Source organism: Pelodictyon phaeoclathratiforme BU-1, from assembly GCF_000020645.1.
Taxonomy (GTDB): domain Bacteria; phylum Bacteroidota; class Chlorobiia; order Chlorobiales; family Chlorobiaceae; genus Chlorobium; species Chlorobium phaeoclathratiforme.
The window spans coordinates 1828856-1853080 of the sequence record NC_011060.1 but is presented as its reverse complement, the minus strand read 5'-3'; the positions used below and the strand labels follow the sequence as shown (position 1 = coordinate 1853080).

The following is a 24225-nucleotide window of genomic DNA, read 5'->3' as shown; positions in this document are numbered from 1 at the left end:
TGCAAATTCAATAATATGTTTGGATGAATAGTTAGCCAAGGAGAGTCCGACTATTTTCAGTTTGTCAGGCAAGCAAAAACAGTGTCAGATTGTTATTTGTTGATCAACTTTATGAGTCGGGGATAGACGATGTCCGTCCTTTGGTCGGGTTGGGCTGGGTCGATGAGGTCGTGGCCGAGTTTCAGGGTATTTTCAAATTCATAGGTAGTCAAAGCTGCGTGGTGTGCCTGCCAGATACGGACCATCTTTGTGGCCATCTCGTTGTTGATCATGCCGTCATTGGCATTGAAGACGACCAGTATTTTGTTGGCTGCCGGATGCTTGTGTTTTGCTTCTGCCTGAACGGTAAAGCCCAGACGGAGGATTTGTGACAGGGCATGACGGGAATAGCGTGGATAGGCGTGTGCCGGGAGCACCTTCTCTTTCAGGACAGGATCCCACCATTCAAGCGCATCAGGCAAAAGGGTGTATACATTCATGGCGGCTGCAGTTAACGGTGTTGGGACTTTTTTGAATCCAAACGCAGGTGAGATGATGACTGCCAGGTCGATATCCTTCCGCTGTTGTGCCGCCCAGGCCGTTGTTACTCCTCCGGCAGAAAACCCCATCATGATTACCTTTTCACCGAGCCCCTGGGCAATATCGACACTCTGGTCGGCATAAGCCGTCAGCTCTTCAGCCGTCAGACGGGCATGTGCATCAGTCATCCGGTCAGCCAGTCCGTGATGCGGGAGGGGAGCAATCAGCACGTTATATCCCAAAGCATACAAACGGGTTCCTAACAATTGAAACTGTTGTGGGTCGCTCGTATAGCCATGAACCAGAATGATTGTGTGTTCCGTTTTTTTTCCATGAGTCATCAATTGCGTCCGGCAGAGCGGATTCATCGCTTGCGACTCCTGTTCGCGAAGGATTTTTATGAGCTGCAGCGCCTCACTGTAGTTGTGTGCTGGTCGTGGGTGAGACTGGATTGTTGCAATGTTCCATGGAAGCAGAATGCTGAAAATGATGGTCAGCAGCAATCCGGAGATCAATAAAATAATCCACCATTGTTGAATGGCAGAAAGCAGCTTTTGCTGTATGGAATTTTTTTCGGTACTCATTGAATAGTTCATTGGTTTGGCGCACTTGCCTCAGCAATGGTTCCGGAGTAGTCGCCGAGTTTGCGTTTTGCCGCTCCCCGGCTCCCATAAATTTCTGCAGCGCCCGGATCAAGTTCAGCCGCTTTGTTGTAACAAGGAACAACACTTGATATGCCACTTCGATAGCGCTGTTCTTGCTCGCCTCTTCGATGCGGTAATGTAGTGATACGGCTGGAATTCCGGAACTGTTTTTTACACCACGGCAGCTATCAACTTACTCCATGGAGCTTACCCTTACGGCGACCGTCAGCTTTTCCTCTGCATTGCCTTTATAGGTACCCCGTACTGGAGGAACGTCGTCATAGTCTCTGCCTGAACCAATTTTGATATAGCGTTCATCAACAAAAAGGGTGCTATGCGTCGGGTCCATGCCGATCCACCCTTTTTCCTTGCCGCAGAATACTTCACACCATGCATGGCTTGCTTCATCCCGCCCATCGGGGGTGCTTCCTCCAAAGAGGTACCCGCTGACGTAGCGGGCCGGGACACCAAGATAACGGCAGGCGGCAAGCATGATATGGGCAAAATCCTGGCAAACTCCCCGCCCGAGGGCCATAACGACGGCGCTGGTACTGTGGACATCCGTCACTCCGGGTTCATAGATGAATGAATCGTTGATATGGCGGCAGATCGATTCGGCAAGCTGAAAACTGTCGGTATTGGTGGCAAAAAGAGTTGAAAAATCTCTTATCGCCTGGTCGAAATGGACATAGCGGCTCTGGCAAGAGAAATCCATCAGAAAAAAATCCTCATTATCGCCAGCATCAGCGTGGCCCATGCCGGTTTCCACTACAGAAGTTGCGATGATCTCTACCCGTTTGTGGCTCTGGAGCAGGTTGAAGTGGTTGACCTGGTTGCCGTAAAAATCGGTGTACTCAAAAATAGTGGCAGGGGGATCCACCAGAAGGTCAAAGCTGGTGCAGCGCTGGGGAGCTGCCGGATTATTATCAGGGTGGAGCCTTACTTCGGTCGCCGTTTCATAGATTGGATTATCATATTCAAACAGGGTTGAGTGTTCAACTTTCAGAATCATGCTCTTTTGGTTTACGTCCGGTTATTGCTGTTGCTGATGCTGCTGTGCCTGGCTCCAGTTTGGTCGTCCGCCGGCTATTCCGGTAAAAGGAAGTGCCTCTTCAATGTCAGTTGACTCGATTTCCGGAGTGTGATAGGCAAAATAGGTCAGGTGAACCTGTTCTCCAACTTTCACCAGTCGCTGTTCCAGATCTTCCAGATAGCGATGCAGTCCAGTCGCAAAAATATCTTCAATTGCCGTATAGCTCAGCTTTGCCTCCAGTTTTCCGATCAATCGGTCGGCATTGTTGACGTAACGGTGACGGGAGCTTCCCGAGATACGCCACAGGGCATCTTCAGCCGCACAGACGGAAAAGTTGATGCTGCGCGGGAAGCTGCGATCAAGAATGAGAAAGCGCAGGATGTTGTCGGGATCGATTTTTGAGAGATAGACCTTCCGGAATGCTTCAAGCGCGCTGCAGCTTTTGAGCACGGCCATCCATTGAATGATATCCTCAGAACCTTCAACCAGTTCAGGCTGGCTTTGCGCTTCGGAAAGCAGCATATGGTATTTGACATCAATAAGCCGGGCAATGTTGTCGGTGCGTTCGAGATACTTGGCAATCTGGATAAAGTCCCACCCTTCGTTGTGGGAGAAGGTGTTATCAGTTATGCCCTGAAAAAGATGCGAGGCATTCTTGATCTCCTTGTAGAAGCCGTAGGGATCGTTATGCACAAATTGCGGCGTAACGCTCTGTAAATAATGGTAGAGGTTATTGACCTGCTCCCACATCTCGCTTGAGATGCTTTCGATGATGCTTCGTGCGTTTTCCCTTGCAAGCCCGATACAGGATGTAATGGAGTTCGGATTATTTTTATTGAACACCAGATAATCGGTAACGGTATGGGCGGAGTACTCGTCATAGAGGCTGTTGAACCGCTCCTTGTCGCTGGTAACAAGGATAAGAGCAACCCAGTAGCTTGGATTCTCAACGTGGGTAATTTTATTGAGGTCGAGCAGCAGGTTAAAATTGACGTCAAGAAACCTTGCAGTGTTTTCTGCCCGCTCGAAATAACGACTCATCCAGAAAAGTGATTCGGCAACACGGCTTAACATGATAATAAGAAATTAGTGTTTATTCATCGACAACCCAGGTGTCCTTGCTGCCTCCTCCCTGAGAGGAATTGACCACCAGTGAACCACGTTTGAGGGCGACTCTTGTCAGACCTCCGGGGACTATAGTAACAGTTTTACCGTACAAAACATAGGGACGCAGATCAATATGACATCCCCAAAGTTCCGTGTCATTGAAAAAGCTGGGGTGTCGCGAAAGAGAAATCGTGGGCTGGGCAATATAGTTGCGTGGATTGGCCACAATCATTTCCGCAAAATTCTCCTGCTGCTCAATTGTTGATTCCGGGCCAATCAGCATCCCGTATCCTCCCGATTCATTGGCAGCTTTTACTACCAGTGAACCAAGGTTTGCCAGAATATATTTCAGATCTGAAGGATTGCTTGCCAGCCAGGTTGGAACATTTTCCAGAATTGGATCCTCTCCGAGATAGTACTTGATGATCTTCGGGACAAAACTGTAGATCACCTTGTCGTCGGCTACACCGCAACCGATTGCGTTGGCAAGGGTGACATTGCCTTTACGATAGGCATTAACGAGGCCTGCAACGCCAAGTTTCGAGTCCGGGCGGAAGACAAGTGGATCAAGATAAGCATCGTCAACCCTGCGATAGATCACATCAACCTGCTCAAGTCCGCGAGTCGTTCGGGTGTAGACCTTGTTGTTGTTGACAACGAGATCTTTTCCTTCGGTCAGTTCAATGCCCATCTGGCGGGCAAGGAAGCTGTGTTCAAAGTAGGCAGAGTTATAGATGCCAGGGGTCAGCAACACGACGTTTGGTTCACGGCGTGATACCGGGCTGATCTCCTGCAGGGTGCGGAGCAGCTCCTGGGGATAATTTTCGATCGGGCGAATCTTGTATTTGTCGAACAAAACCGGGAAGGCGCGTTTCATCGCCTGCCGGTTTTGCAGCATATAGGAGACCCCGCTCGGGGTGCGCAGGTTGTCTTCGAGCACCATGTAATTCCCTTTTCCGTCGCGGATAATATCGCTGCCGGTGACATGAATGTAGATGCCGAGCGGTGGATTGACCCCGATAAATTCCCTTCTGAAATGCTGGCTGCCGAGGATCAGTTCGGCAGGAATAATCCTCTCTTTGAGAATTTTCTGGCCATGGTAGATATCATGAAGAAACGCATTGAGCGCTGTAATGCGCTGCATAAGCCCCTTCTCAATAGTCTGCCATTCGTGGGCAGGAACAACTCTTGGAATAAGATCAAATGGAAAAAGGCGCTCAACTCCCTCATTTTCGCCATAGACGGTAAAGGTGATACCCTGATTCCGGAAAAAAATATTGACAATTTCCCGTCGGGCTTTGATATCATCTACGGAAAACTGACTGAAACGGTGAAGCATCTTGTCGTAATGTGGCCGGGGGCTTCCCTCTTTTGAGATAACCTCGTCAAAAAACTGGGAGGTTTCGGCTTCGTAGCGCTCAAAGAAGCGAATCATACGGATTGGATTCTTGTTGTTGATGGAGAATCACTTTTGCTGCTCTTGCCGACTTAAATATTTCGGCTAATCGAAGAATATACCTAAAAAATTTAAAATTCAACGAGATATTTTATCGTTTTGTTGGTTTTTAAGGAGCACTCCAGGATGCAGGCTTCGATTTCAGGCTGCATCCTTGTGGAATTCCGGATTTTTCGTCTTGTCAGGTCGGGGAATTGTTTTTATTATGGCCTTTCGCAAGAGTTCACATTTTCACAGGGCAGCTCATATCGTGCCTGTAACCCATTACTGACCAAGAGCAATGAATATACTCGTGACCGGCGCAGCCGGATTTATAGGATTTCATGTCTGCAAACGACTTCTGGAACGTGGAGAGAGGGTAACCGGGGTTGATAATCTCAATGATTATTATGATGTCACGCTCAAGGAGGCACGGCTGTCAATGCTTACGCCATTTGAAGGATTTACCTTTGTAAAAGCTGATATCTCCGACCGTGCTGCCATGGAAGAGCTGTTTGGGAAAGGGAAGTTCGATGGTGTGATCAATCTTGCCGCACAGGCGGGTGTGCGCTATTCAATCCAGAATCCCCACTCCTATGTTGAAAGCAATATTGTGGGCTTCCTCAATATCCTCGAAGGATGCCGCCACAACGATGTGAAACATCTGGTTTATGCATCTTCCAGTTCCATATACGGTTCAAATGAGACCATGCCTTTTTCGGTGCACGACAATGTCGATCATCCCCTTTCACTCTATGCCGCCAGCAAAAAGGCCAATGAGTTGATGGCGCATACCTACAGCCATCTCTACAATCTGCCAACAACCGGGCTGCGCTTTTTTACCGTTTACGGGCCGTGGGGAAGGCCTGATATGGCGCTCTTTCTCTTTACCAATGCCATCCTGAACAACAAGCCCATTCAGGTATTCAATTATGGCAAGCATCGCCGTGATTTTACCTTCATTGATGATATTACCGAAGGAGTTCTGAGAACACTCGATCATGTTGCCGTGCCAAATCCCGACTGGTCAGGCCTCACTCCCGACCCTGGGACAAGCAAGGCGCCATGGAGAGTCTACAATATCGGCAACAGCAATCCGGTCGAACTCATGGACTATATCAAGGCTCTTGAAGAGCAGCTTGGCCGTACTGCCATAAAAGAGTTTCTCCCGCTCCAGCCCGGAGATGTGCCTGACACCTATGCCGACGTTGATCAGCTTATGCAGGATGTCCACTACAAACCTGAAACCACCGTGCCCGAGGGCATACGCCGTTTTGTTGCCTGGTATCGGGAGTACTATGGAGTTCAACAGTAAAAAAAAGTGTCAATAAAATTGTGAGGTGCCAGTGCAAATCTTTTTAACAGGTGTCGGTTGTGTCGGAAAATCAACGATTGGCAAAATAATTGCCGAACTGCTTGGGCTAAATTTTTTTGATCTGGATGTGGAAGTTGAAGCCTTCTTTAAAACGAGTATTGAACGTCTTCAGCAGAGCTGTTTTAACATGTACGAGTTTCGTGAAGAGGCTGCAAAAGCTCTTGCAGATTTGCTGAATCGTCCGGAAAGCGCGGAGTCAGTTATCGCATTGTCTCCAGGTGGCCTGATGGGAGGATACCTGAAGGTACTGAAGAAGAACCACGGAATCAAGGTGGTGATTACCGATAAACCGGAAAATATTGTAGAGAGGCTCCGCTTCTACGACATCGACTCCCGCCCGATCGAAAAAGAGTTGACGCTCAAAGAGAAGAAATTGTACCTGCGGGAGGTAAAGGGTGACATGACCTACTTTGGCACAAGTTATAAACGAGCAAACCTGCAGGTTGACATTTCCGGTCTGGAGCCGGTTCAGGCAGCTCATAAAATCATTGATGCGGTAAATACGTACACGTCTGAATCATCACTCGTCACATAATGGGGATAGATAACGCGATGGAACAGGACTGTTTTCCGATTATAACTTCAACTCTGGAACTGAATATCTGCCCCTTCCCCCCCCATAATTACCGGTCGGTTTCAGCAAAAATAAACAAAAAAGCATGAACGCAACCAGCGAAATCTTTATTTCAGCTTTTTTGCCATTGCTCAAATTCACTGAGCGACATAATTGGCGGAGTTTTAAAGAGATCCTTAATAATAAGCAGGTCGTTATCACCAGTTACTAAAGCATCCGCCTTGCCAAATACGGCTAACGTTAAAAACATTTGATCTGCTGTATCTCGAATTACAGGTAAGTCAACTGGTACCTCAAGCGAAGTGACCGTTTCAGCGTAAGGCAGAAAATCAGCCAGTAGTACCAATTGCTCCGTTTTTGTGAGCTTGAATTTTGGATAGGCCAACACTCTCAAGAGTTCGCTGGCCGTTTCCTTGCTGACTAACGGGATGATAGCCCCGGACTGCCAGTTGTGACGCAACCACGACATTTTCTGGCGTGAAAATATCAATGCGAAAATAATGCAGTTCGTATCAAGCACTATGCGATAGCTCACGGCTGACTTTTTCTTGCCCACTCTATTGCATCCAGAACATCCTGGTCATTAATACCCAAAGCATCTAATTTGGCACGCACTGCATCTGCCTGCTGCATACGCACAGGCGTAAGCATGATGCGACCATTCTCAACTTCCACTTCAAAGTAATCTGTTTTAGGAATTGAGGTTACAATAGACTTTGGCAAGGTCAACTGATTTTTGCTGGTAAGTTTGGCTAACATGGCATTCATATCAAGAATAGTAATGGAGTAAGAATACCTTACCAAAAATAATATTGTTTACCAAATAGTATTACACCATCGACAACACGCTTCTCTCGCTTCGGCAATTTTGCCTGAAAAAAAAGAATCCGGAAAAAATGGCGTTCGAAGCAAAAAAACTGCTATCACAACACTGCCAGCCGTTCATTCACCGCTCGTGAGTTATCTCGTGAATTATCCGAGGTAACGTATCTCCAGCCATGCTTATAACTGCTTATCGTCCAGATCATGAAAAGTGGGCCGATAATTTCACCAGGAGGAAAAAATGAATACCAGAAAACATACAAAGTTTGTTCATGCAGGTAACTACGCCGCCAGAAGTCGAAATTGAGATCATTGATTCTGAGGATGGCTGGGCACCGTATATCAGCCTTGATGACGCCTTAAAACTCGATCGGGTAAGAGAAGCACTCAAGTCGGGTGACGTTGCAGCGGCCAGTACCTACGCGAAAAAGGTCTATGCTTTATCGACGGTAGCCGCATGAATTTTTTTGTGTTATTGAAGAACCGAACATCACCCCAGCCGAGTAAATTGCGCGACTTTTTGTGTAGCTCTGCGTGATTCGTTTTATCCGGTGCCTACAAATGAACAATTTCCACATAGCCCCATTTGTCACGGAAATATTCGGCGACCAGCCGTCGATGGCAGTGCTCAGGTGTGACCTCGCTGCAGAGAAGGCAGCCGCCATCAATCAGATCTTTTTTGACAAGATTCTCAACGCGACGTGTCGCCATCAATGACAAGAATTGCTTTTCATAACTCTTCCAATCGCCGCCATTTTTCTTGTAGCCATCAAGAATCTCTTTGGTCGGCGCCAATTCTGGCAGGTGAACGTAATCAAGGTTATTGATTTCACGGAGGAAAAACTGCAAGTCTTTCATCTTCGTAAATCCGGCTAATTGAGAAACATTGTTAAGCCGAATATCAATAACTCTTGTCAAACCAGGCTGCTTCAAATGGTTGAAAAATTGCTCTGCGCTTTTCTGTGTAAAGCCGATGGTAAAAATCTTCATGATTGGAGAACTTTTTTCTGTTCAGCCATGACTTCATCCTGATATGCCACACGATTTCCTTGAATGGAATACGCTTGTGCAATAAATTCATCACGGCTCGTAAACATATCCCCATCAGGGAGATTGCACATCGAAAGCAAGCGAGATTCCAACTCTTCGTGAGTCTGAATGGCTCCATCATGCAGAATATGGTTGACTGGAATCCCCAGCTCAAAAAGCTTGCGTGACACCAGCAGCGCTCTGTGACACTCAATGGGATCTTTCTCTGCACACATCAGGGTAATTCGATATGCATCAGCGCCTCGCATTATCCTTTCAATACCCTCCAAAAAAAGGGGAGTCTTGGCCAAACGCGGATACTGAACCCGGCCTTTTTCATAACATGCAGGATCTTCGCTTCGGGCACCCAACTGACGCCCCAAAAAAACATATTTGATTCGATGGTGTCCCATCGGCAGTATGGGAGTTCTACATCGGCGGTTATCAGCCCGCACAAAAGTGGCTCAAAGACCGGAAGGGGAGAGTGCTCAGCTTTGAGGATGTCCGCCATTACCAGCGCATCATCGAAGCACTGACGGAGACAGAGAGAATTATGCGGGAGATTGATATGGTTGGTGTGGAGTAATTTGTATTCGGTGTTCAAAAAGCAACAAGAAATGACAACATTTACATATCGACAAGCTGAGCCTGTTTACCCAAACCCGCATTCTGCGGCAGCGTTTGTTATTCTTTTGATTCGATTATTTCGTCATAATGATGATGTGAACCTATCCAAAACCATACAAGACCCTCAGCTCTTTCTTTTGCTAATGCACGGTAAAGTAATCCGATACGTGCTGACCAAAAATTCCCGACTTTTTTTAATCGTACCGATGGATGGCACGGGTTACTTCGAAGCAGCTCAAAATTTTTATCTGCTAAATTACGGATATCTTTGGGGAGTTGTTGGTAATGGAACCAAAATTCCGATATGGTAAAATGATTCACAGCGGTTTTGCTCGACCAGCCAGAAATTCATTGTCGGCCTGTTTCCCAAGTGCATCAAGGCGACCTGTTGTAATATCGGATTCGATTTTTTTATCCCACTGGTCAGCCAGAAACTCTTCGAACCACTCTGCAAACTGTAAAAGTTGATCCGGCGAAAGTTTTGATACGGTTGTTTTAAGTTCTTGAGTGTTCATCATAATCTTTTTCTCCAAAATGGGCTATGCGTTGGGTTCTTCAACTTATAGCAACCGTTTCTGCGTTCTGGATCAGGAACCAGAAACACAGTACGCCAATTTAGTATAAGTAGTTCTGCGATATAACTGTTCGGCAGTGAACTGTTACTGAACGAATATCGCAAGTTTTTTGCCTCTTTCAAAGCGTGGATGAGTTTCAACGGTTAAGGTTTTGTAGACCAGCTTTCGGGGAAATTCGCCACTATCAGCGCATCATCGTAGCTCTGACTGAAACGGCAAGGATTATGGGGAGCATCGGGGTACCGGACAGATGCCGATAAAGCTGGTTTCAGCGTTATTTTCACCAATGGTGAAGTGAAACGAGCGGATGGAGTAAACTGGCGTTGTGGAGTATCGGGCAGTGTATGGCCTCAGAGCGAAGAGAATCATCCGGTGTTGCATGTGAGCTGGAATGATGCAGTAGCGTACTGCAAATGGCTCTCGGCAAAGACAGGGAAACGTTTTCGTCTGCCCACCGCAGGTGGGCAGACGTTTGGAGCCAAAAAACCGCTTATCACAGGCACTGCATGCCTTCAGCTTTCCGCTCGGTAGCTTAACCGTTTGGCTGCATACTGGCAATCTGTAAAAAAAAGCTTAGAACCTATCGTCGCGATGTTCAATGATCTGTAAGATATGCAGGCACTGACCTGATGAAGAGCTGAAAAAAATGCGCTATTTCCCACAAATAAAACGCTGCAGATGGCTGTTCATTTTCGCCATTATCTCTGAGTCAGCTCTTCCGATAAGTTTGATAAATCGTTTTTTGTCGAAAGAACTGATCTGTTTCGTTTTGAGAAGAGAATTTTTCATGAGTCTGTTCCGGGAATTTGCTGTTATCAGAATATCAAGTTCCGACGGATTGACTATTTGCGATGAAATCGGAATAACCGTCAGTAAATTTCCTGATGCAATATAATCCTCGTGCTGAATAATAAGAGCGGGCCGGATTTTCTGGTATTCGTGTCCAAAGCTTGGATCAAAATTTACCAGCCATATCTGAGCACATTGAAAGGTTTTCATAACTCCTTCAGACCCAAATAGTAACTGAGTTCTTCTCTGGAAAGAAACTCCGTTGCATTATCGTTGAGAGCCGCAAGCTCTGTGTCGAATTCAGAGGCTTCTGTTTCATTTCTCTCATCAAAGATGACAATCACCTTGAACCGGACATTTTTCTTTTGACCAAATTCCTTTGGACAATAGAGATGACCGTCCGGCAGCAATTTGCTTTCAAACGTGGCGGTATTCATGATCAAGGCGTTTTTTCATTGGTTCTCAGTGCACACTTTTTTCGCACAAAAGCATCATTCCGTAAGGTACACTATTACGGCAAAAAAAGCACCCTCTGCCGGTTTCAAGCACCAAAACCAGACGATTTCCCGGAAATCACTTCATACCCGCTTTTTTCGATAACGGCACGAAATTCATCCGAAATTGTATTCCAGTCGAGCAGATCGACCCGGAAGGGGAGTTCCGACTCCTGAAAAGCCTCTTTCAGCTCGGCAAGAATTCGCCAGTCGAGCCTGTTTTGCCCGATTACAGCCAAATCAAGATCGGAATAAGGCTTTGCTGTTCCGCTGAAGCGGGAGCCAAAAGCCCGCACTTCACAATCGGGGAGGTAGTTAGACAGAAGAGTGAGCACCATTTCAAGATGCTCCGGTGCGACATCAATCATTCCTGCTCTCCAGTCGCGCAAGAAACTCTTTGGCCGCACCAATAAAGAGTAATGCCGAACCAAAGGCGTGATCGGCATTATTGGAATCATAAGTGTGAGAGGTGAGGTTTCTCGACTGATGAAACTCCATCCATAATGCTACATCATCAAGAAGCCGGTTCTCGGCACTGACCCGGAACAACTCACGGCGAGTTACCCCATCAACCACACCGGCACTGACATTTTGCTCAATCCAGCGCTTCATGAACTTCCAGCACTGCTCATAGGCAACTTCAAAGTTCTGTATCACTCCGGCCTTGACGGTCTCAATATCCTCTTTGGTCAGCGTACTGTTTGCGGCGCATACCTGATAACTGTTGATCGACTTTTCGAGTGAGGCAATCGCTTTTATCAGGCTGCTCAGATCAAGTGTCATGCGCCTACTCCGGTTTCAAATGCGGGAAGAAAATAACCTCCCTGATGGAGTCCTGCCCGGTCAGAATCATGACGAGGCGGTCAATGCCAATGCCGATGCCAGCGCATGGAGGCATGCCGTATTCGATGGCGCGGAGGAAATCCTCGTCAACAATCATGGCCTCTTCGTCGCCGCGCTGGCGCAGTTTTGCCTGCGATTCGAGCCTTTCGCGCTGGATGACGGGGTCGTTGAGTTCGGAGAAGGAGTTGCAGACCTCTTTACCGCCGATGATCAGCTCAAAGCGCTCAACAATGCCGGGTTGTGAGGGGTGCTCCTTGGCAAGGGGCGACATCTCGGTGGGGTAGTCGATGATGAAGGTTGGCTGAATGAGCTTGGGCTCCACAAATTCGCCGAAAATTTCATCGATGATCTTGCCGCTGCTGATTTTGGGGTCGAGTTCAAGGCCGAGATCCTTTGCGGTGTAGCGCAGTTGCTCTTCGGATTGTCCTGCAATATTCTGGCCGGTGTATTCGGTAATGGCGTCGATGATACTCAGGCGGCGGAAAGGGGGCTTGAGGCTGATTTCGTTGCCGAGAAAGGTGGTCACTTCGCTCTTGTTGACGGCCAAAGCGGTCTGGCTGAAGAGCTCTTCGACCATTTCCATCATCCAGTTGTAATCCTTGTAGGCAACGTAGAGTTCAACCTGGGTGAACTCAGGGTTGTGGAAGCGGTCGATCCCTTCGTTGCGGAAATCCTTGGCAAACTCAAAGACGCCGTCAAAGCCGCCGACGATGAGCCGCTTGAGGTAGAGTTCGTTGGCAATGCGCAGGTAGAGCTGCATGTCGAGCGCATTATGGTGCGTCGTAAAGGGACGAGCCGCTGCGCCGCCGTAGATGGGTTGCAGAATCGGCGTTTCAACCTCGAGCCATCCCTTGCCGGTAAAAGCGTTGCGCATGAAGGAGACGATGGCGCTCCGTTTGATAAACGTCTCTTTGACCTCCGGATTGACGATGAGGTCAACATAGCGCTGGCGGTAACGAAGCTCCTTGTCGCTGAAGGCGTCAAAAACAACCTTTTCGCCATCAACCTCTTTCTCTTTGGCGACGGGTATAGGGCGCAGCGATTTGGTGAGCAGTTCCAGCGATTCGGCATGGACGGAGATTTCGCCGGTTCTGGTTTTGAAGGTAAAGCCCTTGATGCCGATGATATCGCCGATGTCGAGCAGTTTGAAGGTGTCGTAGGTGGCGTCGCCAACTTCATCCTTTTTCATGTAGATCTGGATGCGGCCTGCGGAGTCCTGAAGGTGGAAAAAGGAGGCTTTGCCCATCTTGCGGATGGTCATGATGCGTCCGGCCACAGAGACCGGCGTTTTGGCCTCCTCTACGAAATTTGCAATAATCTCACCGGAGGAGTGGGTGACCTCAAAATGGGTGGGATAGGGGTTGACTCCTGCCTCCATAAGCTGCTGGCGCTCTTCAAGACGGCGCTGCATCTGGTCGTTCAGCGAAATCGGGGTTTGCTGTTCCGGGGTATTCTTGTTCGGATCCTTCTCTGTATGCATGATGGTCGGTAGCCTGTGGAATTCTGTAAAATGAAAAAATAGGGTCAACTCTGATTTGATGCTCAATGGCTCATTTGTCTCTGAATCACTGAGGGTACTTTTTTGTGCAAGATTTGGCTGCTGCTGTTCACGAGCCTGAACGGGTTTTCAGCCAGACGTAGGGTATGGTGCTGATTTTCTGAAAAAAAGAGCGATAGGCCCTTGTTGAAAAGACATCGTACTGGTTTTTCTCAATGGCGGTTAAAATATTGCCATAGTTGACGCTGCTGATGGCGACACCAAAGCGGCTCTCTTTTTCAAGCATGGGGATTCCTTTGTCGGAGGAGCGGTAGTAACCTCTTGCCCGTTCGATCTGAAACTTCATCAGATTGAGAAAGTTGTCGTTTATTTTTTTCTGCATCATCTCCTCTTTCGAATAGTTGAAACGGCGCAGATCCTCAAGCGGAAGGTAGATTCTGCCACGGTCAACATCTTCGCCAATGTCGCGCAGGATGTTGGTCAACTGCATGGCAATGCCAAGCTCTATGGCATGTTCAAGTGCCCGTTTGTCGCTGTAGCCAAATATTTCGGAGGTCATCAGCCCGACGACGGCGGCAACTTTGTAACAGTAGACGTAGAGGTCATCGAAGGTCTCGAATGGCTTGAACTCGATATCCATGGCAACGCCATCCATCAGGTCGAGCGGGAGTTCTATCGGGATCGAATAGCTTTTCAGGGTATCGTGCCAGGCAATCATGATGGGGTCATTGCCGGTTTTGCCGCCGTAGCACGCTGTAAGCTTTGATTTCCACTCTTCAAGTATCCTCTGGATCTCTTCGCTGGTAATCAGGCCGTTGTTCAGTTTAACCTCGGCCATATCGACAACGTCATCAACCGTGCGCAGCAATGCGTAGATGGCGAAAATCGGTTTCTGCTGTTTTTTTGGCAGAAACATACTTGCAAGATAGAAGGTTTTTGCATGATGCTGTGAAATCTGCCGACAGTAGCTATAGGCATCTTCAAGCGTTATCAGCTTTTCGGTCTTCGTGCCTGTACTGTTTGGGTTATCGTTGTGATTCATCTGCCATGCTCACTTATATTAGCCTGTTCTGGTCGTCACAGCTTTTTTACCCGATTGCGGTATGGGGTGAAAGCAAAAATGTGTACCTTTTTAGGGTATTGGTGCGTTTACAAGAATGAGCTGTCAAGATAAAACAATGGTTGTAATATAGCAACATGCCAAGTTGCAGCTCTTTATCATTCAAATGCTTACGTAATTTACTACTGCCCTGTTGAATACTGTTACTTCTGAAAATAGAAGGGAAAAGGCCGTTCTTGTCGGACTCTGTTCCCCCCCTGAAATACCCCGTTCCCTTGTTGAGGAATATCTCGACGAGCTTGCTTTTCTTGCCGATACCGCCGGAGCCGATACGGTGGAATCGTTTATACAGGACAAAAAACTGCGCGACCCAGCCTACTGTATCGGAAAAGGGAAGGTTGAGGAATTGGTACTTTTTGTCAAGGAGAAGGAGATAGATCTTGTCATTTTTGATGACGATCTTTCCCCCGCCCAAGCAAGAAACCTTGAAAAGTCACTCGAATGCAAGGTTATTGACCGTACCGGGCTTATCCTGCAGATCTTTGCCATAAGGGCTCAATCGGCCCAGGCAAAGATGCAGGTCGAACTTGCCCAGCTCGAATACATGCTTCCCCGTCTTTCCGGGCAGTGGACTCACCTCTCGAAACAGAAGGGAGGAATTGGTAACAAAGGCCCTGGTGAAACCCAGATCGAGACTGACCGTCGTCTGGTTCGCAACCGGATCGCCCTGCTGAAAAAGAAGCTTCGGGAGGTATCGCTGCAGCACGATACCCAGACTCGCGGACGGCAGACGGTGCCGAGAGTCTCTCTTGTGGGCTATACCAATGCAGGCAAATCAACCCTGATGAATGCCCTCTGCCCCGAGGCTGAGGCTTTTGCCGAAAACAGGCTCTTTGCAACGCTCGATACCAAAACCCGCCGTCTTGAACTGAACATCAACAAGCTTGTGCTGCTTTCGGATACGGTTGGTTTTATCCGCAAACTTCCGCATACGCTTGTCGAGAGTTTCAAATCGACCCTTGACGAGGTACTTCAGGCCGACTTCCTGCTCCATGTGATTGATATCAGCCATCCCGGTTTTGAGGATCAGATGCAGATTGTACGTGATACCCTCAAGGAGATCGGTGTCGGGCACGACAACATCATTGATGTTTTCAACAAGATTGACGCCCTCGAAGATCCCTCGATCCTTCGAACAATGAGCGAGAAATATCCAGATGCAGTTTTTATTTCTGCCAGGCGGGGACTCAATCTTTCACTTCTCAAGGAGATGATTGGCCAGCAGGTTGCCCGTGATTACTCCGAACGCAAAATCAGCGTGCATGTCTCCAATTATAAATTGATCACCTGGCTCTACGAACATACTGAAGTTATCGATAAACGCCATGTTGATGAGGAGGTTGAGCTGACCTTCAGAGTACGGAAAAATGAGCTCAAACATATTGATGCCCTTATCAACTCATCACAAACACTGATCGATGATGCTGCAAATCCATAATACCACCAAAAAGGAGATTCCGGAGCAACTGCTTGAAAAAGCGGTTCTTCTGGTTCTGGAAAACGAAGGTTTTACGGTTGAGTCGATTGTGGGTGTCTACTGCGGCAACAAAATGATCCAGCGCATTAACCGTGAGTTTCTCGGTCATGATTATCCAACTGATACCATTACCTTTCGTTACAACAAAGGAGCTGAAATCGATGGGGAGTTTTATATCTCGCTCGATGTGGTGAAGGAAAATGCTGCCAGATTCTCGGTTGATTTTCAGCAAGAACTTCTTCGTGTTACCCTCCATTCAGCGCTTCATCTTATCGGTTATGGTGATCAGTCAGCCGAAGAACGGAGACTGATTGAGGAAAAAGAGGCATTTTATCTCACCCGTTCAGGAGCGGCAACACTATAATTAATCTCATCATGAAAAGCAGCAATGATTCAGGGGAAACCCCGCAGCAAAAGCCCTCGTTCTGGAAACGTTTTTTTCTGATCGTGGTACCGCTTGTTCTTGTGCTGCTTGTCGGAGGGATTTTTTTAACACGCTATCAGGGAGAACGGAAACTGCAAGAGCTTTCGGAGCTTGCAGAGAGCCGATCTGTGCTCATGCAGCGTCAGGATATCCAGCTTTTTGCCCTTCCTCTGGCCTGGTCGGTACGCAAAGAGTTGATGCACTCCAATTATGGCCAGATCGAAGAGTATTTTAACGAATTGATCCAGAGAAAAGGGTTTGGCTTGATCATGCTTGTTGATCCCTCAGGCATTATCAAAATATCCACTGATCGAAAACTGCAGGGAAGCTCTTTTTCCCGGCATTATCCCCAAATGAGGCTTGGTGTGCTTGTGCCGGTTTCTTATGCGCTGCCTGAGGGGAAAAGCCTTTTTGTTATTCCGGTTATGGGATTGAATGAGAAGATTGGAACCATTGCTTTTGTCTATAGCTACAGGGAACTCCTGCAGCCCTGAAGAAGATGCCGGAAGGGAGAACCGAGCCAGCCACCATACTGTGCTTACTCTTTTTCCAGTGAATTGATTTCGTCTGTTCTCTATTAACTAATCTATTAATTAACAATACAATCATGAATCTCACTATTAATGATCTCTCCTGTCAGGCTGTGCCCGGTCAGACACTTGGAAAGGTTGCGCGGCTCAATCACAGCCATGTTGGCTACGTATGTGGTGGGCATGGTGTTTGCCAGGCCTGCTATGTCACGGTACAGGAAGGGGGTGAGTGTCTCTCTCCGCTTACGGAGATTGAAAATGCCTTTTTGTCTGAGCGACAGATTCAGAGTGGCGGACGTCTTGCCTGTCAGGCGACCATTGAAAAAGAGGGTACCCTGAAGCTGCTCTCCCGCCCTGAAGAGGTGCGCAGAATGCTGTTTGGCAATCCTCTTGCCCTGTTCGCCTATGGCGCCGTCATGGGATGGGATGTTGCGGCAAAGATTGTGCCCGGTGTTCAAAATCTTGCTGGAAGGATAGCAAGGGGAGAGATGAACGGAAAGGAACTCCCGGGAGATCTTCTGGAGTCTGTTGGCGCTGCCCTGCAGCTTGTTTTGACTTCAGCATCGCAAATGATTCCTTTCAGGGAAGAGCTCATGGCTCTGTTTGAGGCGCCACTCTCTCACCAGCTTCCTGCAACACTTGAGCCGGTGATGCTGAAAGTCTCCTCCACGGTAGTTCAGCCGGTTGTTGCTGTTTCAGCCCCAGCCGTGCAGCCACCAGAGGCCGTTGATGTTGCATCTCTCGAAGGTATAAAAGAAGAACATGCCTTGAAGCTGGTCAAGGCTGGCGTGAAGAGTTTTGAAAATCTCCTTGAAAGAGGGCGCGACAGAAACGGTCGAAAGGAGCTTTCGGGTGCAACCGGCCTTGGTGAGAACGATGTTCTTACATTGATCAACCGTGCTGATCTGGCAAGAATTAAGGGGGTTGGATTTTCCTGGTCTGAATTGCTCGAAGCTTCCGGCGTTGATACGGTTCCCGAGCTGGCACAGCGTAATCCGTTGAATCTTCATGCGAAAATGCAGGAGGTCAACAAACAGAAGAAAATGGTTCAACAGCTTCCTTCAATAGATCAGCTCAAAGCGTGGATCGGTCAGGCAAAAAAACTGCCCCGCATCGTCATGTACTGAGAATGAACGTGCCGGGCTTGTGATCTCTTCACTGCCCGGCATTTTTCTGCTCGTTTGAGCAAATCCTGCCATCAGCATCAAGTCGTGGATAGGCACACTCCTTTTCCCTGAACTCACGGCTCAGACGGGGGTAGGCGTGCTCAAAGAGCATCCGTTCAAAGCAATTCTCTTCAAGCTGCTGTCGTTTATACATCCCTTTTTCGGCCCGCTGTCGCTGTGCTTCAAACAAAATGACCGCTGTTGCTACAGAAACATTCAATGATTCCACCATACCAAACATGGGCACCGTAATGGCATGATCTGCCCCCTTAATCGCCTCTTCTGATATACCATCCCATTCTGCTCCCATTACAAGAGCCGTTGGAACCGTATAATCGATCGCCCTGAAATCCCGTGACCCCTCTTTGCCGGTTGCGACAAGGATTTGCATACCGCAAGCCGATACCTTTCTGTAAGCCGATGCAATATCAGGATGGAGGGTTAGCGTCAGCCACTTGCTTGCACCAGCAGCAGCATTCTGTTTGGCATAGATAGATTTACGGTATGAAACAGCATGGATTTCGTCGATCCCGACACCATCACAACTGCGTATAATTGCCGACAGGTTATGCGCCTTGTTGACGTTATCCATGATAACCGTCAGATCAGGCTGGCGATGTAGCAGCATGTAACGGATTTTGCGGAATCGTTCGGGAGAGATCAAGATGTCAAGTCAAAGATTGATGAGCCAGAGTGCAATGATTTGCAGAGAGCACAAGAAAGCTAATTTTCTCTTTTTTTTCAATTGCTATCGAAAGGGGAGATTATATTCACCATCTGCATCCCCAAGGCCGTTTGCGTTGTAAGCCCTGAATTGCCTGGTTCAATCTTGCGGGGGTAACTTTTTTTAACTATATCAGTCATGAGTCTCTGCGCCGGAATGACAACTACTCTGGACCGGGAAGAACGGTTGTACGAACTATGAGTCTTCATAATAAGAAGCATCCCCATCTTGAGCATCTGCTTAAAAAAGCAAGTTCTGTCAGCCTTGATAACTCCTCGAAAGTTCTGATTCTCAGCGACCTGCACATGGGCAATGGTGGCAGGCGCGATGAGTTCAGGCGGAATGCCGAACTGGTTAAAACCATGCTCGGGAGTTATTATTTACCAGAAAAATACAGTCTTGTTCTTAATGGTGATGTGGAAGAGCTGTTCAAGTTTTCACTCGAAAGCATAGTATCGGAGTGGGGTGATTTCTACGATCTTTTTCTCAAGTTTGGGCAGAATGGCTTCTTCTGGAAAACCTACGGGAACCATGATGCTGAACTGCTTGATGAGAAAGAATATCGCCTCGCTTCATCGATGGTTGAATCGCTGAAATTTCATTATGGAAATGAAACACTTCTGCTTTTTCATGGCCACCAGGCGTCGGTGCTATTATGGGAAACCTACCCAATGGTCAGTCGGGCCATTGTCCTTTTTATTCGCTATATCGCCAAACCTGTCGGCATAAGAAATTTTTCCACTGCCTATAACAGTACCAGACGATTTGCCATCGAAAAATCGATTTACGAGTTCTCAAACCAGGCAAAAATTGTCTCCATCATAGGTCACACCCACCGCCCCCTGTTTGAATCACTCTCAAAAGTGGATTTTCTGAACTTCAGAATTGAGGAACTCTGCCGGGCATACCCTTCGGCGGATAGTACAAAACGCATGCTTATCGAGCGCAAAATTGCAGCGTTGAAAATTGAGCTTGACGCCAGCTACAAACAGGGTAAGAAAATTGGTCTCCGGAGTGGTCTGTACAACAATATCACCATTCCAAGTATTTTTAATTCCGGCTGTGCCATTGGAAAACGGGGTATTACGGCACTTGAAATCGAAGGAAACAAAATCAGGCTGGTATACTGGTACAACGGCAAGCAGGGCCGCAAGTTCATCAGCGACAGGGATAACAGGCCAATGGAGCTTGCTTCGACCGGTTTTTCGCGGGTAGTTCTGAACGAAGACTCACTCGATTATGTCTTTTCCCGCATTCGGCTTCTGGCCTGAAGCGTGATGATGAGCGCTACCGGAGGCTTCTGGATGAGGGGGCCGTTTCCTCAAAACAGCTTGAGACCATCCAGAACAGCATCATTGAAATGCTCAAACTGTGGTGTCGGTTGCCGATGTGCGCCTTGCATCGCTTCCCCTCGGCTGGAAACAGAAGCTCGCTTTTTCTGTCGCCATACTGCACGAACCGAAAATCGTCTTTCTTGACGAGCCCACCGGCGGTGTCGATCCCGTTACAATGCGCCGCTTCTGGGAGATGATCTACGAAGTCTTTATACAGCTTGCCCGACCTGGAAGAATGGAATAAATGGCACTTTAAGGAGCAACTCAGATCTTTTGCGGTTCCTTTTTTTTGATCAGTTTGATTTCCAGTTCGCAGCCAACTGCATCGGCGTATTTCCTCAGCGTGGCAACAGAGGGGGTATGCTTGCTGCCGGATTCCAGTCTGGAGATGGCACTTTTTGACGTGCCTATTTTCAGAGCAACAGCTTCTTGCGTCATGCCTGAGCGCTGGCGGGCGGCAAGGAGTTCCCGTATCAGGGCATACTTCGGTCCAAGAGCCTCATACCCCGCTTTAAATTCTTTATTTACCATTGCCTTGCGGAGAAATTCTTCGTGATTGTGCTCCACAGGCTGGTATTTGAGATCATCCATTGATTACCTCCTTCATTCTTTTAAGCGCGAGCACCATCTCTTTTCGTGGCGTCGCTTGCGATTTCTTGATAAATGCGTGCGGGATAATGATTAGCTCTCCTGTCTGAAAACAGTAGAGTGCTCTTCCAATGCCATCCTTTCCCTTGGGCCGAATCTCAAACAAGCCATTTCCCATTGCCCGTGAACAGGGCATACGCAAATCATGGCCGTAATCCATAAGCAATTCAACAATGCGTGCGTAATCAGTCTTGATCGACTCCGGCCAACCCTCAATCTCTTTCAGTATCCGAGGGTGAAAATAGTCAATTCGATAAGCCATAGTGCGAAGTTACCAAAGATGGTAACAATTCAGAAATTATTTCTTTTCCTTGCCACCAGCCGAGCATTATTGCCTGACGTGCAACAGTCACAATATCGTGGCTCGCTCTCGTGGTGAGGTCGCTGATAACGGATGATTCAATATAAAGGATAAGAGTAACCTGTTGCTTGATATCGAGTACCTCAAGTTCGTCATACCAGCCTGCTTCGCAGCCATCCCGATCGCAATCGATGGACTGGAGCGGCTATAACAAATCAATGAATCAAATAAACAGTACATTAAATGATGTTATACGCAGAATGAAATAAAATGTGAGTGGAATAAAAGTATTCCGAAAGCAGAGCAAGGAACGGTACGAAGTGAAGGCACGTTTGTTATGATTTTTGTATCAACTTTATCACAAAGAAGAGGGTATCTTATGCAAATAGCCGTTGATTTACCCAATGATTTTGTTGCATTTCAGGCAGTGCCCGACATTCGGCAAGAAATTCGAATCTCCTATGCTCTCTGGCTCTATCAGCAAGGAAGGGTTACGCTGGGTAAGGCGGCGGAGTTGGCGGGTTGCAATATTTATGATTTTATGAGTATCTGCAAAACCAATCGACAACCTGTCATCGATAGTACGCGAGATGAGTTGCTTGAAGAACTCAATGGCTTTTCTCAATCATGATTCTTGTCGCAGATGCTTCCGCCTTGATTGCTCTTGCTGCTTCAAGCCAAACGGGTCGAGTCGTAGATTGTCGTTTTTTTACTTGAAAGAGGCGTTACCATCCTCGATTGCACATCTGTTTGAAAAAAGGAGGCTTTGGTAAATTTTTGTAAGGGTTAAGTTTGCCAAACTTTTTATTTTTTTGTGAAAGCAAAATATTGCTGGTATTTGATGTGTGTTATTCAACGTAACGGCTTATTTGATTGAAAGCTATGTATGCAGAACGATTGATATTGGAGACCGATATGATGGGTAAACTGAAGCGAGTGCCGAAACTCCCCCCCAATAAAAAGCTTGAGGCTATTTTTCTGGTTATTTCAGAGAATGCTGTTTCTACGGAAGCCCTTCGTCGAGTGCCACATCCTGATATAGCAGGAAAGGTTGTCATTAAAGGCGATATCATGAGCAGCGTGCCTTGCTCAAATTGGGATTTGCCTGAATGATTGTTCTTGATACTCATATATGGCTTTGGTGGGTGAACAGGGATACTGGTAATCTTGCTCAGTGTCGAATCGAACAGATCGAAAATGCTGATATCGTCGCTGTATCGGCAATAAGCTGTTTTGAAGTGGCTTGGTTGGAGCATCACGGACGTATTGCTTTACCTGCTGGAAAAAGTGATTGGTTTGAAAAAGCGCTTGATGGATCAGGTATAAAATTGCTACCCGTTACTCCTGAAATTTCCTGTACAGCGGTTGAGTTGTCTGAGCACCACAGTGATCCTCAGGATAGAATAATCATTGCAACAGCTCTCGTGCATAATGCGAGTCTTATGTCCTCTGATCGAAAATTCAGCGGTTATGTAGAGCTGGAGAACAGGTTGCTATAGCGGGAAATAAAAAATGGTCAAGCAGGCTCAAATATGTTCCTGATCACGACTCTGTCAACGAGGCATTACGGTAACTTTTTCCGATAGTGAAAAGGCCTGAACAGAAGAGCGCTCGATTATTCTGACGTGACTCACTGAGAAATTTTGAAATGTAATGCCATGCCTCTTCGATCACCCCGAAAACTGATCACCTTTATCACACCATTGAACCCTGAGAAAACTGGCTGGTGTACGAGGATACTAACGGAGTGAAGGGAATGCAGAGTTTCAGGGGCTTTGTGCTCAAGGAGTTTTACCACATTTTTCGTGACCGCAGAACGGCGGCTATTCTTTTCGGGATGCCGCTTATCCAGTTGCTCCTCTTTGGCTTTGCCATCCGCAACGAAATTCAGGAGGTCAATCTCGGGATCTATGACCAGTCGCACGATGCGGTTACCCGTGATATTACCGACAAGCTCGCCTCGTCAGGCTATTTTGTCATGGCAAAGGAGCTGCACTCCACACAAGAAATTGAGCACGCATTCTCTGAAGGGAGCATTGCCGAGGCGATTGTCTTTGAACCGGGCTTCGCGGCGCGCATGATTCGGGATGGGAGGGGAACCGTTTCGGTGATTACTGATGGGTCAAACCCCAATGTCTCGAAAATCATCATCGGTTACACGGCGTCGGTGCTGCAGGAGTATCGGAACGCGGCATTCGGGTCGGCAGAGGTGGGCGTTGAGGCGGTGCCCCTCATGATGTTTAATCCTTCGCTCAAAAGTGTCTATCTTTTTGTGCCGGGGCTGATGGCGCTCATTCTCATGCTATCAGTTCATCACCGGTAAACTGCTTCCGTTCTGGATTATCGGCCTTGCTGAAATGAGCATCGGCCTGCTGATTGCCCGCCTCATCTTTCACGTCCCCATGCTCGGCAGTTACTGGCTCATCTACCTCGTCTCAGCCATCTACATGCTCGTCGTGCTTGGTATGGGGCTCCTCATCTCCACCATCACCAAAACCCAGCAGCAGGCCATGTTCGTTGCCTGGTTCTTCATGGTTATCTTCACCCTGATGAGCGGTCTCTTTACCGCCATTGAAAGCATGCCCCATTGGGCCCAGACCATGACCCTCGTCAACCCCGTCCGTCACTTCGTCGATATCATGCGCCGCGTCATGCTCAAAGGGTCAGGATTAATGGAGATCCGTGTGCAACTGTTCTGGCTCGTCGCCTATGCCGCTGTGATGGTTGCACTGGCAGTGAACCGCTACCGGAAGGTGGCCGCGTGAGGGGTATTCTCTGCAATGTTATTTGTCACGACAATGTCGGGCATTTCTGTTATATTGCCTTGTGAATTGAAAACAAAAGAGATTTTTTCATGACAACACAAGCTGCCAAAACCGAAAAACTTGATCTTCGCCTGTCACAGCAGGCCAAGCAGGTGTTACGCAGCGCTGCAATTGCTTCAAATCGCACATTAAGTGAATTTGTGCTGGAGAGCGCTCTTTCTCGTGCAGAAGAGACGTTGGCCGATCGCCGTTCTTTTAGCCTTGATGTAACGCAATGGACGGCATTTATAGCAGCGCTTGATGCCTCTCCACGCGAGTTGCCAAGGCTCAAGAAGCTTTTTCAGGAGCAGAGTATTTTCGAAAAGTAACGCT

32 protein-coding genes and 3 pseudogenes are annotated in these 24225 nt (G+C 47.7%); 16 read left to right on the top strand and 19 right to left on the bottom strand.

Annotated features, from left to right (window positions below):
* Nucleotides 1–92: 92 nt before the first annotated feature.
* From PPHA_RS08670 to PPHA_RS08655, 4 genes are all read right to left on the bottom strand, one after another.
* A complete protein-coding gene (locus tag PPHA_RS08670) occupies nt 93–1103 on the bottom strand; it encodes an alpha/beta hydrolase (RefSeq protein WP_041526797.1) in 1011 nt (336 codons plus the stop codon).
* A 253-nt stretch (nt 1104–1356) separates the two neighbouring features.
* Nucleotides 1357–2175 (bottom strand): transglutaminase family protein, encoded by an 819-nt coding sequence (locus PPHA_RS08665; RefSeq protein WP_012508471.1) that lies wholly within the window; start codon nt 2173–2175, stop codon nt 1357–1359.
* Nucleotides 2176–2196: 21 nt separating this feature from the next.
* Nucleotides 2197–3270 (bottom strand): alpha-E domain-containing protein, encoded by a 1074-nt coding sequence (locus PPHA_RS08660; protein ID WP_012508470.1) that lies wholly within the window; start codon nt 3268–3270, stop codon nt 2197–2199.
* 19 nt (nt 3271–3289) lie between these two features.
* Nucleotides 3290–4738, bottom strand: coding sequence for a circularly permuted type 2 ATP-grasp protein (locus tag PPHA_RS08655; RefSeq protein WP_012508469.1), 1449 nt, complete (start codon nt 4736–4738; stop codon nt 3290–3292).
* 301 nt (nt 4739–5039) lie between these two features.
* On the opposite strand from PPHA_RS08655, the gene PPHA_RS08650 reads away from it, so the two are divergent.
* Both PPHA_RS08650 and PPHA_RS08645 read left to right on the top strand, forming a co-directional pair.
* On the top strand, nt 5040–6053 hold the full coding sequence (locus PPHA_RS08650) for an NAD-dependent epimerase (RefSeq protein WP_012508468.1): 1014 nt from the start codon (nt 5040–5042) through the stop codon (nt 6051–6053).
* A 25-nt stretch (nt 6054–6078) separates the two neighbouring features.
* Nucleotides 6079–6648, top strand: a complete 570-nt coding sequence (locus PPHA_RS08645) for a shikimate kinase (RefSeq protein ID WP_041526497.1) — start codon at nt 6079–6081, stop codon at nt 6646–6648.
* A 151-nt stretch (nt 6649–6799) separates the two neighbouring features.
* On the opposite strand, the gene PPHA_RS08640 is transcribed toward PPHA_RS08645, so the two are convergent.
* Both PPHA_RS08640 and PPHA_RS08635 read right to left on the bottom strand, forming a co-directional pair.
* Nucleotides 6800–7222, bottom strand: coding sequence for a putative toxin-antitoxin system toxin component, PIN family (locus PPHA_RS08640; protein WP_049759918.1), 423 nt, complete (start codon nt 7220–7222; stop codon nt 6800–6802).
* Complete coding sequence (locus tag PPHA_RS08635; protein WP_041526796.1) at nt 7219–7446, bottom strand: AbrB/MazE/SpoVT family DNA-binding domain-containing protein; 228 nt, start codon at nt 7444–7446, stop codon at nt 7219–7221. Before PPHA_RS08635 ends, PPHA_RS08640 begins: the two co-directional genes overlap by 4 nt.
* A 335-nt stretch (nt 7447–7781) precedes the next feature.
* On the opposite strand from PPHA_RS08635, the gene PPHA_RS08630 reads away from it, so the two are divergent.
* Nucleotides 7782–7970 carry a hypothetical protein gene (locus PPHA_RS08630; RefSeq protein WP_012508464.1) on the top strand — a complete coding sequence of 63 codons (189 nt, stop codon included), beginning with the start codon at nt 7782–7784 and terminating at the stop codon, nt 7968–7970.
* A gap of 94 nt (nt 7971–8064) precedes the next feature.
* Here PPHA_RS08630 and PPHA_RS08625 read toward each other — a convergent pair whose 3' ends face one another.
* Complete coding sequence (locus tag PPHA_RS08625; RefSeq protein WP_012508463.1) at nt 8065–8499, bottom strand: DUF488 domain-containing protein; 435 nt, start codon at nt 8497–8499, stop codon at nt 8065–8067.
* The gene (locus PPHA_RS08620) at nt 8496–8951 is read right to left on the bottom strand and encodes a DUF488 domain-containing protein (RefSeq protein WP_012508462.1); all 456 of its coding nucleotides are present in this window, start codon (nt 8949–8951) and stop codon (nt 8496–8498) included. Before PPHA_RS08620 ends, PPHA_RS08625 begins: the two co-directional genes overlap by 4 nt.
* On the opposite strand from PPHA_RS08620, the pseudogene PPHA_RS15130 reads away from it, so the two are divergent.
* Nucleotides 8936–9124 (top strand): annotated as a pseudogene (locus PPHA_RS15130) (type ISP restriction/modification enzyme); the annotation flags it as partial. The gene PPHA_RS08620 and the pseudogene PPHA_RS15130 sit on opposite strands and share 16 nt — an antisense overlap.
* Before the next feature lie 98 nt (nt 9125–9222).
* Here PPHA_RS15130 and PPHA_RS16935 read toward each other — a convergent pair.
* Nucleotides 9223–9486: a type II toxin-antitoxin system RelE family toxin gene (locus PPHA_RS16935; RefSeq protein ID WP_012508461.1), complete on the bottom strand. Its 264-nt coding sequence runs from the start codon at nt 9484–9486 to the stop codon at nt 9223–9225.
* Nucleotides 9483–9683: a hypothetical protein gene (locus tag PPHA_RS08610; protein ID WP_012508460.1), complete on the bottom strand. Its 201-nt coding sequence runs from the start codon at nt 9681–9683 to the stop codon at nt 9483–9485. Before PPHA_RS08610 ends, PPHA_RS16935 begins: the two co-directional genes overlap by 4 nt.
* 351 nt (nt 9684–10034) lie before the next feature.
* Here PPHA_RS08610 and PPHA_RS15120 point away from each other — a divergent pair, with 351 nt between their 5' ends.
* On the top strand, nt 10035–10271 hold the full coding sequence (locus PPHA_RS15120) for a formylglycine-generating enzyme family protein (RefSeq protein WP_397232405.1): 237 nt from the start codon (nt 10035–10037) through the stop codon (nt 10269–10271).
* Nucleotides 10272–10391: 120 nt separating this feature from the next.
* Here the strand turns inward: PPHA_RS15120 and PPHA_RS08605 are convergent, their stop codons facing one another.
* The 6 genes from PPHA_RS08605 to PPHA_RS08580 form a co-directional block, all read right to left on the bottom strand.
* A complete protein-coding gene (locus PPHA_RS08605; RefSeq protein ID WP_012508459.1) occupies nt 10392–10739 on the bottom strand; it encodes a type II toxin-antitoxin system PemK/MazF family toxin in 348 nt (115 codons plus the stop codon).
* Nucleotides 10736–10966 (bottom strand): hypothetical protein, encoded by a 231-nt coding sequence (locus PPHA_RS08600; protein WP_012508458.1) that lies wholly within the window; start codon nt 10964–10966, stop codon nt 10736–10738. Before PPHA_RS08600 ends, PPHA_RS08605 begins: the two co-directional genes overlap by 4 nt.
* Nucleotides 10967–11070: 104 nt before the next feature.
* Entirely contained in the window at nt 11071–11391 is a 321-nt protein-coding gene (locus PPHA_RS08595; RefSeq protein ID WP_012508457.1) for a nucleotidyltransferase family protein, read from the bottom strand.
* Nucleotides 11384–11806 (bottom strand): nucleotidyltransferase substrate binding protein, encoded by a 423-nt coding sequence (locus PPHA_RS08590; RefSeq protein WP_012508456.1) that lies wholly within the window; start codon nt 11804–11806, stop codon nt 11384–11386. Before PPHA_RS08590 ends, PPHA_RS08595 begins: the two co-directional genes overlap by 8 nt.
* A 4-nt stretch (nt 11807–11810) precedes the next feature.
* Nucleotides 11811–13346 (bottom strand): lysine--tRNA ligase, encoded by a 1536-nt coding sequence (gene lysS, locus PPHA_RS08585; RefSeq protein WP_012508455.1) that lies wholly within the window; start codon nt 13344–13346, stop codon nt 11811–11813.
* Between the two features lie 127 nt (nt 13347–13473).
* Entirely contained in the window at nt 13474–14406 is a 933-nt protein-coding gene (locus tag PPHA_RS08580) for a phytoene/squalene synthase family protein (RefSeq protein ID WP_012508454.1), read from the bottom strand.
* Between the two features lie 211 nt (nt 14407–14617).
* On the opposite strand from PPHA_RS08580, the gene hflX reads away from it, so the two are divergent.
* From hflX to PPHA_RS08560, 4 genes are all read left to right on the top strand, one after another.
* Nucleotides 14618–15922, top strand: a complete 1305-nt coding sequence (gene hflX, locus PPHA_RS08575; RefSeq protein WP_012508453.1) for a GTPase HflX — start codon at nt 14618–14620, stop codon at nt 15920–15922.
* The gene (gene ybeY / locus PPHA_RS08570) at nt 15903–16325 is read left to right on the top strand and encodes an rRNA maturation RNase YbeY (protein WP_041526495.1); all 423 of its coding nucleotides are present in this window, start codon (nt 15903–15905) and stop codon (nt 16323–16325) included. Before hflX ends, ybeY begins: the two co-directional genes overlap by 20 nt.
* An 11-nt stretch (nt 16326–16336) precedes the next feature.
* Nucleotides 16337–16879, top strand: coding sequence for a hypothetical protein (locus tag PPHA_RS08565; protein WP_012508451.1), 543 nt, complete (start codon nt 16337–16339; stop codon nt 16877–16879).
* A 113-nt stretch (nt 16880–16992) separates the two neighbouring features.
* On the top strand, nt 16993–18042 hold the full coding sequence (locus tag PPHA_RS08560) for a DUF4332 domain-containing protein (protein ID WP_012508450.1): 1050 nt from the start codon (nt 16993–16995) through the stop codon (nt 18040–18042).
* A 28-nt stretch (nt 18043–18070) separates the two neighbouring features.
* Here the strand turns inward: PPHA_RS08560 and trmH are convergent, their stop codons facing one another.
* Entirely contained in the window at nt 18071–18709 is a 639-nt protein-coding gene (gene trmH / locus PPHA_RS08555; RefSeq protein WP_012508449.1) for a tRNA (guanosine(18)-2'-O)-methyltransferase TrmH, read from the bottom strand.
* 293 nt (nt 18710–19002) lie between these two features.
* On the opposite strand from trmH, the gene PPHA_RS08550 reads away from it, so the two are divergent.
* Both PPHA_RS08550 and PPHA_RS08545 read left to right on the top strand, forming a co-directional pair.
* On the top strand, nt 19003–20076 hold the full coding sequence (locus PPHA_RS08550) for a metallophosphoesterase (RefSeq protein WP_012508448.1): 1074 nt from the start codon (nt 19003–19005) through the stop codon (nt 20074–20076).
* A gap of 106 nt (nt 20077–20182) precedes the next feature.
* Nucleotides 20183–20344 (top strand): annotated as a pseudogene (locus tag PPHA_RS08545) (ABC transporter ATP-binding protein); the annotation flags it as partial.
* Nucleotides 20345–20403: 59 nt separating this feature from the next.
* Here PPHA_RS08545 and PPHA_RS08540 read toward each other — a convergent pair.
* Together PPHA_RS08540 and PPHA_RS08535 are read right to left on the bottom strand one after the other, a co-directional pair.
* Nucleotides 20404–20730 (bottom strand): helix-turn-helix domain-containing protein, encoded by a 327-nt coding sequence (locus tag PPHA_RS08540; protein WP_012508446.1) that lies wholly within the window; start codon nt 20728–20730, stop codon nt 20404–20406.
* Nucleotides 20723–21049 (bottom strand): type II toxin-antitoxin system RelE/ParE family toxin, encoded by a 327-nt coding sequence (locus tag PPHA_RS08535; RefSeq protein WP_012508445.1) that lies wholly within the window; start codon nt 21047–21049, stop codon nt 20723–20725. The genes PPHA_RS08540 and PPHA_RS08535 overlap by 8 nt, the downstream gene beginning before the upstream one ends.
* Nucleotides 21050–21425: 376 nt before the next feature.
* Here PPHA_RS08535 and PPHA_RS08530 point away from each other — a divergent pair, with 376 nt between their 5' ends.
* The 5 genes and pseudogenes from PPHA_RS08530 (at nt 21426) to PPHA_RS08510 (ending at nt 24221) form a co-directional block, all read left to right on the top strand.
* Nucleotides 21426–21719, top strand: a complete 294-nt coding sequence (locus PPHA_RS08530; protein WP_223293889.1) for a UPF0175 family protein — start codon at nt 21426–21428, stop codon at nt 21717–21719.
* Between the two features lie 251 nt (nt 21720–21970).
* On the top strand, nt 21971–22201 hold the full coding sequence (locus PPHA_RS08525; RefSeq protein WP_012508443.1) for a hypothetical protein: 231 nt from the start codon (nt 21971–21973) through the stop codon (nt 22199–22201).
* Entirely contained in the window at nt 22198–22587 is a 390-nt protein-coding gene (locus tag PPHA_RS08520; protein WP_012508442.1) for a type II toxin-antitoxin system VapC family toxin, read from the top strand. Before PPHA_RS08525 ends, PPHA_RS08520 begins: the two co-directional genes overlap by 4 nt.
* Nucleotides 22588–22844: 257 nt before the next feature.
* Nucleotides 22845–23853, top strand: a pseudogene (locus PPHA_RS16550) (ABC transporter permease).
* An 89-nt stretch (nt 23854–23942) separates the two neighbouring features.
* Nucleotides 23943–24221, top strand: coding sequence for a type II toxin-antitoxin system TacA family antitoxin (locus PPHA_RS08510; RefSeq protein WP_012508441.1), 279 nt, complete (start codon nt 23943–23945; stop codon nt 24219–24221).
* Nucleotides 24222–24225 lie beyond the last annotated feature (4 nt).